Consider the following 12,597-nt stretch of genomic DNA (forward strand, 5'->3'; position numbering starts at 1 on the left):
CCTTTTCAAAATTTCGCCGTTATCATCGCTCGTCTTTTAAGCAACTATTGACACACACATGAAGGCAAAAGCGATATTACTCGCCTCTGTCCTGCTTGTAGGTTGCCAGTCGCAGAACGGCAGCAACGTACAACAGCACGCACAGAGCCTTTCTGCAGCTGGTCAAGGGGAAGCAGGGAAGTTTACAAGTTCAGCGCGATGGATGGACGATGGGACGTCTTTCGCACAGGATGAAGACTTGTGGACCTCTATTGGCGACGAGCTAAAGATGGGAATTCCGGAAAACAACCGGATTCGCGAACAGAAGCAAAAGTATTTAAGAAATAAGAGCTATCTCCACGATGTAACTTTACGGGCAGAGCCGTATATGTACTGGATAGCCGGGCAAGTTAAGAAACGTAACATGCCGATGGAGCTGGTACTCCTACCCATAGTGGAGAGCGCTTTTGACCCACACGCGACGTCTGGCGCCAATGCCGCAGGCATTTGGCAGATCATTCCGAGCACCGGGCGAAACTATGGTTTGAAACAGACCCGCAACTATGATGCGCGTCGTGATGTTGTCGCTTCAACGACAGCCGCTCTCGACATGATGGAACGTCTTAATAAGATGTTCGACGGCGACTGGCTGTTAACGGTCGCAGCGTATAACAGTGGCGAAGGTCGTGTACTGAAGGCAATGAAAGCGAATAAAGCACGGGGTAAATCCACCGATTTTTGGTCGCTCTCACTGCCACAGGAAACGAAGATTTACGTACCGAAAATGCTGGCATTGAGCGATATTCTCAAGAACAGCAAGCGTTACGGTGTACAACTGCCAACACCAGACGAAAGTCGTGCACTGGCGCGCGTTCGCCTCAGCAATCCGGTTGATATTCAACAAGTTGCTGATATGACGGGTATGTCGGTAAGTAAACTGAAAACCTTTAATGCTGGCGTTAAAGGCTCAACGCTGGGGGCCAGTGGTCCGCAGTATGTAATGGTTCCGCAGAAACATGCTGAGCAGTTACGTGAGTCTTTAGCATCGGGTGAAATTGCCGCTGTTCAGTCAACACTGATCGCGGATGCATCATCCGTGAACAGCCGCAGCTATAAGGTTCGGTCAGGTGATACGCTTTCGGGCATTGCCTCACGTCTTGGCGTGACGGCAAACGACTTGCAGCAGTGGAATAATCTGCGCAGCTCAGGCCTGAAAGTGGGTCAGACTCTGACGGTGGGTGCAGGTAACAGTGCACAGCGTCTCGCCAGCAACAGCGATAGCATTACCTATCGTGTGCGTAAAGGTGATTCACTGTCCAGTATCGCAAAACGACACGGCGTAAATATCAAGGATGTGATGCGCTGGAACAATGATACTGACAATCTGAAACCAGGCGACCAGCTAACGTTGTTTGTGAAAAACAGCGCCACGCCAGACTCCTGATGACACGACCTAACGATAAAAAGGCACCGATTCCCCTCGGTGCCTTTTTTCTTTACGCTGCTTTTTGCGCTTCAGCCATGATGGTATCGCTGGTAAATGATCCATCATCCTGCAATTCAAAGTACGCCTTCACTTCCGCTGACGCACTATCCTGATACAACCGAATGGCCTGGCTTAACGCTTCCGGCGTGCGCATACGGGCAATCCACGAGCTGAACTCCAGCGGCAAGCGATCCGTTATCAATGCACGTGTGATCAGCCCCGCTTCAGTAATCAGCGCGAACCACTCCCCGCTGGAGTAGTTTTGCACATGCGAGGTGTCGCGCAGCGCTTCGACCGTTTGCAGCCAGATATTACGCACCGGATGTCCCGGCGACATCACATCCATAATGATAAAGATCCCGCCCGGCTTCAGAACGCGTTTAACTTCACGTAATGCCTGGCCGACGTCATGCCAGTGATGCGCAGAATAACGGCTGATAACAACTTCAAATGAGGCATCTTCAAAGGGTAAGGATTCGGCATAGCCCTGGCGCGTTGCGATGTTGTTCAGCCCTTTGTCTTGTGCGGCCTCTGCAACCACCTCCAGCATCTGACTGGATAAATCATAGGCCGTGACCTGCGCCACCTGCTGTGCTGCCGTGAAGCTGGCATGCCCGGCGCCACAGCCTAAGTCCAGAACGTGCGCGTGCGGCACTGCCGCCAGGCGTTCACCGAGACGGACCAGATCACGGCCAGACGCGTGCACTGCACTGCTCAGATAAGCATTTGCCTGGGAGCCAAACTGTTTTTCTACGTTGTCATGATGGGAGTGTGTTGTTGTCATCGTACTGTCCTTTTGTTGTTTAAAATAAAGGGCAGCACCCGAATGGCCTGCCCCACGGCAGACCTGACATACCATTATTTATCAGGTTTGCCGGGACTGAATTCAACGAGTAGAGGATTGTGATCGGAGGCACGCGTCACCAGAACAGAGGCGTCGTGAACGTTCAGACCACGATAGAAGACAAAATCGAGAGGACGACCAAACGCTTTCTTGCGCTGGTCATCGCTAAAACGAACTTCACGCAGCGACATTTCGCGTGCAAAGCGATACAGCGCATTCATGCGCGGACGGCTCCAGGCATTAAAATCCCCGGCCATAATGATGGGCCCGCTGTGATGGGCGATCTGGTCACCGATCGGAAGTAACTGCTTACTATACACATCCACGCCCAGGCTGAAGTTGACCGCGTGGATATTCACAACCATCAGCATGCGCGTGTCTGGCAGCGGGTAGACCGTTACCAGCGCCGATTTCGCCAGACGCAGAATCGGCTCGCGCTCGCGCAGCGGGCAGCAATAGACCGGATGAGCCGAAGAGAGGGTCATCACGCCAGAAGGATGTTGCGGCAAGACAAACGCGGGAACCTGGTCAGCAGCAAGGTAGTGAGTCGTAGCAAACCTTACCAGCTCGGGGGTGGTTTGCGCCTCCTGCAACAGCACCAGATGGGCGTCTTTCCCAAAATTCTTGAGTACCGATAACCACTCAGCGCGCTGTTGTTTAAAGATGTTCCACACCAGCACCCGGATTTTTTCATCGCTGCTTAAGGGTGTCCCGGCAGGTAATGCCTGACTTATGCTCGCAAACGACCCCGGAGGCAAGATCCTCTCCGCGGGCATTCCGGCAACATAACGCATGGCATAGGTATTTTTTCGCACTTTTGGAAACGGCCTCTGTAACATGAACCAGCCCGGAAAACGGACTGGTTCTAATGTTATAGGGACTTTAGGTTACACTTTCAACGCAATTTCAGATAAACCGCTTTCCAGTTTTGTAAGCAAGCACTTACTGATGTTATCCCAGCACTACACGAGCGGGTTTATCAAGGCGCCCACTCAGGCTAATCAGCAGGAAAGCGACCAGAACAATCACCGCACCAATCCATGGCGTTTGGGTTAATCCGAAATGTTCAACGGTTTGCCCACCAATGATGGAACCCAGCGCAATCCCAATATTGAACGCGGCAATATTCAGGCCCGATGCGACATCTACCGCGTTGGGTGTATAAAGTTCGGCTTTTTGTACCACGTAAACCTGCAGGCCTGGCACATTACCAAAAGCGAAGATCCCCATCACCAGTACCGTTATCAGCGCGGCGTATTGCATCGATGCCGTGAACTGGAAAATCATCAGCAGAACAACCAGTGCTGCGAAGATAAACTTCAGGGCCGGCACTGCACCATGTTTGTCCGCAAGCTTCCCTCCCCAGATATTACCGATGGCGACGGAGATACCATACCCCAGCAAAATCCAGCTCACTGCACTGGGTGAGAAGCCTGCCAGGTCCTGCATCATCGGAGCCAGGAAGGTGAAAGCCGTGAATACCCCTCCATAGCCGAGCGCTGTGACGGCGTAGATGATCAGCAAACGCGGATGCGTGAGTACCTTGAGCTGATCGCTCAGGCTGGCACTCGCACGTCCTGCAATCGTCGACGGTACCAATAGCAGGCTGGCAACCAGGGCAATCACCCCCAGTAAAGAGACGGCAAGGAAGGTTTCGCGCCAGCCAAAGTGCTGTCCGATAAACGTTCCTAACGGTACACCGGTGACAAGGGCGACGGTCAGACCACCGAACATAATCGCGATGGCAGATGCTGCTTTCTCTTTTGGTACCAGGCTGGTTGCAATAGTTGAACCAATGGAGAAGAACACACCGTGAGCGAGACCGGTCAGCAGCCGGGCAATCACCAGCGTGGTGTAGTCCGGCGCCTGCCAGGCCAGAATATTGCCAGCGGTGAATAACACCATCAGCGCAACCAACAGCGGCTTACGCGGGAAACGTCCCGTCAACGCGGTCAGGACGGGGGCGCCGATGGCAACCCCGAGCGCATAGATAGAAACCAACAGGCCGGCAGAAGGCAGCGAGATTGAAAGCTGGTTAGCTATCGTAGGCACCAGTCCTACGATAACAAATTCGGTCGTGCCAATTGCAAAGGCACTGATCGTCAGGGCAAGTAGCGCCAGTGGCATAAATAACTCCATATCATCAGGATTAAGATGACAGGCAGTATGCGCCAGTGCTTAAATAACAAAAATGGTCAAAATATCAATAGAATTTTGCAGGTGGTGCAACAATGAAAGCAACGTCGGAAGAGCTGACAATTTTTGTCGCCGTCGTCGAAAGCGGCAGTTTTAGCCGTGCGGCCGAGCAGTTGGGGCAGGCTAATTCAGCCATCAGCCGCTCGGTGAAAAAACTGGAGATGAAGCTCGGCGTCAGTCTTCTCAACCGAACGACGCGTCAACTGAGCCTGACGGAGGAAGGCGAGCGTTACTTCCGCCGTGTGCAGTCCGTCCTGCAGGAGATGGCGGCGGCAGAAACAGAGATTATGGAAACCCGTAGTACGCCGCGCGGATTGCTGCGCATTGATGCGGCAACACCGGTTGTTCTTCATTTTCTGATGCCGCTGATCAAGCCTTTCCGCGAACGCTATCCGGAGATGACGCTCTCGTTAGTTTCCTCAGAGACGTTTATCAATCTCATCGAGCGGAAAGTGGATGTGGCGATCCGTGCCGGCACCCTGACCGACTCGAGCTTGCGGGCCCGCCCTCTTTTTGCCAGCTACCGCAAGATAGTCGCGTCACCGCAATACATCGCAGAGCATGGCAAACCAGAGACGGTTGAAGAGCTGAAGCAGCACCTGTGCCTGGGCTTCACGGAGCCCGTATCGCTGAACACCTGGCCTGTGGCCTGTCATGATGGTCAACTGCATGAAATCACCAGTGGGTTATCATCCAACAGTGGAGAAACGCTGAAGCAGCTTTGCCTCGAAGGGAATGGGATCGCCTGTTTGTCGGACTATATGATTGATAAAGAAATTGCACGCGGTGAGCTTGTAGAGCTGATGGCAGATAAACGTCTGCCTGTGGAGATGCCTTTTAGTGCAGTTTATTACAGTGACAGAGCGGTAAGCACGCGCATACGCGCCTTTATCGATTTCCTGAGCGAACATATAAAAACAGCTCCCGGGGGAGCTGTGTGAGGGTTTCAGGCTACAGAGGAAAGGGTCAATATTAATCCCAGCCAGGTGCCAGACCTTCAGGGCTGACCAGACGATCGTTGCATTCCAGGACAGCGATCGCTTTTTTGTCTTCGTCGTCCAGCTGGAGATCCCTCGCTAACAGGTTGCTGGCCAGGTTTTCACGTCGGGTTGAAGAGGGGATCACGGCGTAACCTTCACCCATCGCCCATGCCAGAATCACCTGTGCAGCCGTTGCGCTATGTTTTTCTGCGATACGATTAATCACGTCATCTTTCAGTGCTTTACCGTAGGCCAGGGTCATATATGAGGTGATGTGGATGCCGTGCTGTTTTGCCCAGTCCACGACTTTGCGGTTTTGCAGGTAGGGAGAGAGTTCAATCTGATTGGTTGCAATGTTTTCTGCCCCCACGGCGGCAATGGCTTTTTCCATCAGCGGGATGGTGAAATTAGAAATACCTATTTCACGCGTTAAGCCCTGCTCTTTCGCTTCACGCAATGCCTGCATGAACTCCTCGACTGACACGGCATCGTTCGGTGATGGCCAGTGGATCAACGTCAGATCCACATAGTCGGTACGCAGTTTTTCCAGGCTCTCTTTCAGGCTGGGGATCAATTTGTCTTTGCTGAGGTTTTCAATCCAGATTTTGGTGGTGATGAAAAGCTCGCTGCGCGCTACGCCGCTCTCTTCGATAGCCTGACCAACGGCAGCTTCGTTATCATAAATCTGCGCCGTATCAATTGCGCGATAGCCAAGCTCAAGTGCAGTTTTAACAGATGCGATAACAATGTCGTCTTTCAGGCGGAAAGTGCCCAGACCCAGTGCAGGGATAGTCATGTAATCCTCGTTATTCATAATGATTGTTAACTGAGGAGGATTATCGCTGCTGCCGTTATGCAGAAAAAGAGCGTTTAACGCAGAGGATTTTTGCTGATTTGGCAATAATGATACGACAGATATGAAAAAAGCCCTGAGCGTTAACTCAGGGCTTTTAATAAGTGGCGGAACGGACGGGACTCGAACCCGCGACCCCCTGCGTGACAGGCAGGTATTCTAACCGACTGAACTACCGCTCCACCGAAGACTGCTGTAACCACCGGTTTTATGCACCGGCTTACTACGTAATTTGATGCCTGGCAGTTCCCTACTCTCACATGGGGAGACCCCACACTACCATCGGCGCTACGGCGTTTCACTTCTGAGTTCGGCATGGGGTCAGGTGGGACCACCGCGCTAAAGCCGCCAGGCAAATTCTGTAATCTGTATCAGCTGAATATCGTCTCTCATCGCCAAAACACCTTCGGCGTTGTAAGGTTAAGCCTCACGGTTCATTAGTATCGGTTAGCTCAACGCATCGCTGCGCTTACACACCCGACCTATCAACGTCGTAGTCTTCAACGTTCCTTCAGGAGACTTAAAGTCTCAGGGAGAACTCATCTCGGGGCAAGTTTCGTGCTTAGATGCTTTCAGCACTTATCTCTTCCGCATTTAGCTACCGGGCAGTGCCATTGGCATGACAACCCGAACACCAGTGATGCGTCCACTCCGGTCCTCTCGTACTAGGAGCAGCCCCCCTCAATTCTCCAGCGCCCACGGCAGATAGGGACCGAACTGTCTCACGACGTTCTAAACCCAGCTCGCGTACCACTTTAAATGGCGAACAGCCATACCCTTGGGACCTACTTCAGCCCCAGGATGTGATGAGCCGACATCGAGGTGCCAAACACCGCCGTCGATATGAACTCTTGGGCGGTATCAGCCTGTTATCCCCGGAGTACCTTTTATCCGTTGAGCGATGGCCCTTCCATTCAGAACCACCGGATCACTATGACCTGCTTTCGCACCTGCTCGAGCCGTCACTCTCGCAGTCAAGCTAGCTTATGCCATTGCACTAACCTCCTGATGTCCGACCAGGATTAGCTAACCTTCGTGCTCCTCCGTTACTCTTTGGGAGGAGACCGCCCCAGTCAAACTACCCACCAGACACTGTCCGCAACCCGGATTACGGGTCTACGTTAGAACACCAGCCATTAAAGGGTGGTATTTCAAGGTTGGCTCCACGCAGACTGGCGTCCACGCTTCAAAGCCTCCCACCTATCCTACACATCAAGGACCAGTGTTCAGTGTCAAGCTATAGTAAAGGTTCACGGGGTCTTTCCGTCTTGCCGCGGGTACACTGCATCTTCACAGCGAGTTCAATTTCACTGAGTCTCGGGTGGAGACAGCCTGGCCATCATTACGCCATTCGTGCAGGTCGGAACTTACCCGACAAGGAATTTCGCTACCTTAGGACCGTTATAGTTACGGCCGCCGTTTACCGGGGCTTCGATCAAGAGCTTCGCGTTACCGCTAACCCCATCAATTAACCTTCCGGCACCGGGCAGGCGTCACACCGTATACGTCCACTTTCGTGTTTGCACAGTGCTGTGTTTTTAATAAACAGTTGCAGCCAGCTGGTATCTTCGACTGATTTCAGCTCCACCCGCAGGGGCTTCACCTACATATCAGCGTGCCTTCTCCCGAAGTTACGGCACCATTTTGCCTAGTTCCTTCACCCGAGTTCTCTCAAGCGCCTTGGTATTCTCTACCTGACCACCTGTGTCGGTTTGGGGTACGATTTGATGTTACCTGATGCTTAGAGGCTTTTCCTGGAAGCAGGGCATTTGTTACTTCAGCACCGTAGTGCCTCGTCATCACACCTCAGCGTTAACAAGGAACCGGATTTACCTGGAACCTCCGCCTACATGCTTAAACCGGGACAACCGTCGCCCGGCTAACATAGCCTTCTCCGTCCCCCCTTCGCAGTAACACCAAGTACAGGAATATTAACCTGTTTCCCATCGACTACGCCTTTCGGCCTCGCCTTAGGGGTCGACTCACCCTGCCCCGATTAACGTTGGACAGGAACCCTTGGTCTTCCGGCGAGCGGGCTTTTCACCCGCTTTATCGTTACTTATGTCAGCATTCGCACTTCTGATACCTCCAGCACCCCTCACAGGACACCTTCAACGGCTTACAGAACGCTCCCCTACCCAACAACACATAGTGTCGCTGCCGCAGCTTCGGTGCATGGTTTAGCCCCGTTACATCTTCCGCGCAGGCCGACTCGACCAGTGAGCTATTACGCTTTCTTTAAATGATGGCTGCTTCTAAGCCAACATCCTGGCTGTCTGTGCCTTCCCACATCGTTTCCCACTTAACCATGACTTTGGGACCTTAGCTGGCGGTCTGGGTTGTTTCCCTCTTCACGACGGACGTTAGCACCCGCCGTGTGTCTCCCGTGATAACATTCTTCGGTATTCGTAGTTTGCATCGGGTTGGTAAGCCGGGATGGCCCCCTAGCCGAAACAGTGCTCTACCCCCGAAGATGAGTTCACGAGGCGCTACCTAAATAGCTTTCGGGGAGAACCAGCTATCTCCCGGTTTGATTGGCCTTTCACCCCCAGCCACAAGTCATCCGCTAATTTTTCAACATTAGTCGGTTCGGTCCTCCAGTTAGTGTTACCCAACCTTCAACCTGCCCATGGCTAGATCACCGGGTTTCGGGTCTATACCCTGCAACTTAACGCCCAGTTAAGACTCGGTTTCCCTTCGGCTCCCCTATACGGTTAACCTTGCTACAGAATATAAGTCGCTGACCCATTATACAAAAGGTACGCAGTCACCCCATAAAAGAGGCTCCCACTGCTTGTACGTACACGGTTTCAGGTTCTTTTTCACTCCCCTCGCCGGGGTTCTTTTCGCCTTTCCCTCACGGTACTGGTTCACTATCGGTCAGTCAGGAGTATTTAGCCTTGGAGGATGGTCCCCCCATATTCAGACAGGATACCACGTGTCCCGCCCTACTCTTCGAGTTCACAGCCTGTGTGCTTTCGTGTACGGGACTGTCACCCTGTACCGTGCGACTTTCCAGACGCTTCCACTAACACACAAGCTGATTCAGACTCTGGGCTGCTCCCCGTTCGCTCGCCGCTACTGGGGGAATCTCGGTTGATTTCTTTTCCTCGGGGTACTTAGATGTTTCAGTTCCCCCGGTTCGCCTCGTTAACCTATGTATTCAGTTAACGATAGTGTGTCGGAACACACTGGGTTTCCCCATTCGGACATCGCCGGGTCAAAGGTTCATATCACCTCGCCGGCGCTTTTCGCAGATTAGCACGTCCTTCATCGCCTCTGACTGCCAGGGCATCCACCGTGTACGCTTAGTCGCTTAACCTCACAACCCGAAGATGTTTCTTTCGATTCATCACCGGTTTGCGAAAATTTGAGAGACTCGAACACACATAACATGTGTGTCGTTTCAATTTTCAGCTTGATCCAGATTTTTAAAGAGCAAAACTTCGCAGTGCACCTTTTCAGGTTCACTCTGAAGTTTTCTTGTTTTCGCAGTAAAAGATGGTGGAGCTATGCGGGATCGAACCGCAGACCTCCTGCGTGCAAAGCAGGCGCTCTCCCAGCTGAGCTATAGCCCCATCGTATGACCAACCTCTTCAAATCTGCATGACAGATTTGGTAGGCCTGAGTGGACTTGAACCACCGACCTCACCCTTATCAGGGGTGCGCTCTAACCACCTGAGCTACAAGCCTGTAGAGGTTTTTTACTGCTGTTTTTCATCAGACAATCTGTGTGAGCACTACAAAGGCAGGTTCTTTAAGGTAAGGAGGTGATCCAACCGCAGGTTCCCCTACGGTTACCTTGTTACGACTTCACCCCAGTCATGAATCACAAAGTGGTAAGCGCCCTCCCGAAGGTTAAGCTACCTACTTCTTTTGCAACCCACTCCCATGGTGTGACGGGCGGTGTGTACAAGGCCCGGGAACGTATTCACCGTAGCATTCTGATCTACGATTACTAGCGATTCCGACTTCATGGAGTCGAGTTGCAGACTCCAATCCGGACTACGACGCACTTTATGAGGTCCGCTTGCTCTCGCGAGTTCGCTTCTCTTTGTATGCGCCATTGTAGCACGTGTGTAGCCCTACTCGTAAGGGCCATGATGACTTGACGTCATCCCCACCTTCCTCCAGTTTATCACTGGCAGTCTCCTTTGAGTTCCCGGCCGGACCGCTGGCAACAAAGGATAAGGGTTGCGCTCGTTGCGGGACTTAACCCAACATTTCACAACACGAGCTGACGACAGCCATGCAGCACCTGTCTCAGAGTTCCCGAAGGCACCAATCCATCTCTGGAAAGTTCTCTGGATGTCAAGAGTAGGTAAGGTTCTTCGCGTTGCATCGAATTAAACCACATGCTCCACCGCTTGTGCGGGCCCCCGTCAATTCATTTGAGTTTTAACCTTGCGGCCGTACTCCCCAGGCGGTCGACTTAACGCGTTAGCTCCGGAAGCCACGCCTCAAGGGCACAACCTCCAAGTCGACATCGTTTACGGCGTGGACTACCAGGGTATCTAATCCTGTTTGCTCCCCACGCTTTCGCACCTGAGCGTCAGTCTTTGTCCAGGGGGCCGCCTTCGCCACCGGTATTCCTCCAGATCTCTACGCATTTCACCGCTACACCTGGAATTCTACCCCCCTCTACAAGACTCTAGCCTGCCAGTTTCGAATGCAGTTCCCAGGTTGAGCCCGGGGATTTCACATCCGACTTGACAGACCGCCTGCGTGCGCTTTACGCCCAGTAATTCCGATTAACGCTTGCACCCTCCGTATTACCGCGGCTGCTGGCACGGAGTTAGCCGGTGCTTCTTCTGCGGGTAACGTCAATTGCTGCGGTTATTAACCACAACACCTTCCTCCCCGCTGAAAGTACTTTACAACCCGAAGGCCTTCTTCATACACGCGGCATGGCTGCATCAGGCTTGCGCCCATTGTGCAATATTCCCCACTGCTGCCTCCCGTAGGAGTCTGGACCGTGTCTCAGTTCCAGTGTGGCTGGTCATCCTCTCAGACCAGCTAGGGATCGTCGCCTAGGTGAGCCGTTACCCCACCTACTAGCTAATCCCATCTGGGCACATCTGATGGCAAGAGGCCCGAAGGTCCCCCTCTTTGGTCTTGCGACGTTATGCGGTATTAGCTACCGTTTCCAGTAGTTATCCCCCTCCATCAGGCAGTTTCCCAGACATTACTCACCCGTCCGCCACTCGTCACCCGAGAGCAAGCTCTCTGTGCTACCGTTCGACTTGCATGTGTTAGGCCTGCCGCCAGCGTTCAATCTGAGCCATGATCAAACTCTTCAATTTAAGTTTGATGCTCGTGAATTAAACTTCGTAATGAATTACGTATGTTCACTCAGAGACTTTGGTATTCATTTAGTGTCCGAAGACATTAAGAATCCATGTCACTTTGAGTGCCCACACAGATTGTCTGATAAATTGTTAAAGAGCAGTTGCGACGCGGCTTACAGCTCACCGTCGCGAGGTGGCGTATATTACGCTTTCCTCTTTCAGAGTCAACCCTGAAGTTCAGGATTTTTTCTCTTCAACCGACCGGATTATCTGTGAAGTGATTCACATCCGCCGTGTCGATGGAGGCGCATTATAGGGTGCCGCCGAGGAATGACAAGCGGAAATATGCATTTTTATTTCGACCGCTCACCTTTTCACCAAAAAGGCTATTTTTGGTGCTTTTTAATCTCTTTTGGCAGCTCTGCCAGGCTATTAATCACCCAATCCGCGGCACTCTCTGCTTCGGGCGTCACAGGTTTGCCGGTGCGCACAAGTATTTTAGTCCCCACACCTGCGGCGGTTGCTGCCTGCATATCTTCCAGTTTATCGCCCACCATATAAGAAGCAGCCATATCGATATGCAGGAATTCCTGCGCAGAGATAAACATTCCCGGATGCGGCTTGCGGCAATCACACGTCTGGCGAAACTCTTCTACAGTTCCCTGCGGGTGGTGCGGGCAATAGTAAATGCCATCAAGTTCGACACCGCGGTCAGCCAGCGACCAGTCCATCCATTCCGTCAGCGTCTCAAATTGCGCCTCGGTGAATTTTCCACGTGCGATACCGGACTGGTTGGTCACGACCACCAGCGCATAGCCCATCTCTTTCAGCTGGCGCATGGCATCGATAACGCCCTCGATAAACTCGAACTCATCAATTTCGTGGACATAACCGTGATCCACATTAATAGTGCCATCACGATCGAGAAAAATTGCGGGTACTGATTTTGCCACCGGTTTGCTCCTGAAAAA

At 52.5% G+C, this 12,597-nt stretch carries 7 protein-coding genes, 3 tRNA genes and 3 rRNA genes; 2 read left to right on the forward strand and 11 right to left on the reverse strand.

The features are described 5' to 3' along the window. The first annotated feature begins 58 nt into the window (after positions 1–58). A complete protein-coding gene (mltD, locus tag HV157_RS09915) occupies positions 59–1,423 on the forward strand; it encodes a murein transglycosylase D (protein ID WP_014168738.1) in 1,365 nt (454 codons plus the stop codon). Positions 1,424–1,475: 52 nt separating this feature from the next. Here the strand turns inward: mltD and HV157_RS09920 are convergent, their stop codons facing one another. From HV157_RS09920 to HV157_RS09930, 3 genes are all read right to left on the reverse strand, one after another. Further along, on the reverse strand, positions 1,476–2,249 hold the full coding sequence (locus tag HV157_RS09920) for a class I SAM-dependent methyltransferase (protein WP_182268222.1): 774 nt from the start codon (positions 2,247–2,249) through the stop codon (positions 1,476–1,478). A 74-nt stretch (positions 2,250–2,323) separates the two neighbouring features. Continuing rightward, a complete protein-coding gene (locus HV157_RS09925; RefSeq protein ID WP_025205128.1) occupies positions 2,324–3,124 on the reverse strand; it encodes an endonuclease/exonuclease/phosphatase family protein in 801 nt (266 codons plus the stop codon). A 136-nt stretch (positions 3,125–3,260) separates the two neighbouring features. Beyond that, the gene (locus tag HV157_RS09930; protein WP_020882804.1) at positions 3,261–4,436 is read right to left on the reverse strand and encodes an MFS transporter; all 1,176 of its coding nucleotides are present in this window, start codon (positions 4,434–4,436) and stop codon (positions 3,261–3,263) included. A gap of 104 nt (positions 4,437–4,540) precedes the next feature. Between HV157_RS09930 and yafC the strand changes: the two genes are divergently transcribed. Then, on the forward strand, positions 4,541–5,446 hold the full coding sequence (yafC, locus tag HV157_RS09935; RefSeq protein ID WP_014168734.1) for a DNA-binding transcriptional regulator YafC: 906 nt from the start codon (positions 4,541–4,543) through the stop codon (positions 5,444–5,446). Positions 5,447–5,477: 31 nt separating this feature from the next. Here yafC and dkgB read toward each other — a convergent pair whose 3' ends face one another. From dkgB to gmhB, 8 genes are all read right to left on the reverse strand, one after another. After that, entirely contained in the window at positions 5,478–6,281 is an 804-nt protein-coding gene (dkgB, locus tag HV157_RS09940; protein ID WP_182268221.1) for a 2,5-didehydrogluconate reductase DkgB, read from the reverse strand. Positions 6,282–6,443: 162 nt separating this feature from the next. Next, positions 6,444–6,520 (reverse strand) — tRNA-Asp (locus tag HV157_RS09945). A gap of 55 nt (positions 6,521–6,575) precedes the next feature. Continuing rightward, positions 6,576–6,691 (reverse strand): 5S ribosomal RNA (rrf, locus tag HV157_RS09950). A 63-nt stretch (positions 6,692–6,754) separates the two neighbouring features. Then, positions 6,755–9,660 (reverse strand): 23S ribosomal RNA (locus HV157_RS09955). 180 nt (positions 9,661–9,840) lie between these two features. Continuing rightward, positions 9,841–9,916, reverse strand: a tRNA-Ala gene (locus HV157_RS09960). 38 nt (positions 9,917–9,954) lie between these two features. Further along, a tRNA-Ile gene (locus HV157_RS09965) sits at positions 9,955–10,031 on the reverse strand. 70 nt (positions 10,032–10,101) lie between these two features. Further along, positions 10,102–11,641: ribosomal RNA gene (locus tag HV157_RS09970) — 16S ribosomal RNA — on the reverse strand. Together the 16S, 23S and 5S rRNA genes with 3 tRNA genes alongside form the textbook arrangement of a ribosomal RNA operon. A gap of 371 nt (positions 11,642–12,012) precedes the next feature. Further along, positions 12,013–12,579 (reverse strand): D-glycero-beta-D-manno-heptose 1,7-bisphosphate 7-phosphatase, encoded by a 567-nt coding sequence (gene gmhB / locus HV157_RS09975; protein WP_014168732.1) that lies wholly within the window; start codon positions 12,577–12,579, stop codon positions 12,013–12,015. Positions 12,580–12,597 lie beyond the last annotated feature (18 nt).

This window comes from Enterobacter sp. RHBSTW-00318 (assembly GCF_014101375.1).
Lineage (GTDB): Bacteria > Pseudomonadota > Gammaproteobacteria > Enterobacterales > Enterobacteriaceae > Enterobacter > Enterobacter ludwigii.

Bases quoted from the DNA above. Each gene is read 5' to 3' on its own strand.
- mltD (WP_014168738.1), top strand. From the start codon at position 59: ATGAAGGCAAAAGCGATATTACTCGCCTCTGTCCTGCTTGTAGGTTGC.
- HV157_RS09920 (WP_182268222.1), bottom strand. From the start codon at position 2,249: ATGACAACAACACACTCCCATCATGACAACGTAGAAAAACAGTTTGGC.
- HV157_RS09930 (WP_020882804.1), bottom strand. From the start codon at position 4,436: ATGCCACTGGCGCTACTTGCCCTGACGATCAGTGCCTTTGCAATTGGC.
- yafC (WP_014168734.1), top strand. From the start codon at position 4,541: ATGAAAGCAACGTCGGAAGAGCTGACAATTTTTGTCGCCGTCGTCGAA.
- dkgB (WP_182268221.1), bottom strand. From the start codon at position 6,281: ATGACTATCCCTGCACTGGGTCTGGGCACTTTCCGCCTGAAAGACGAC.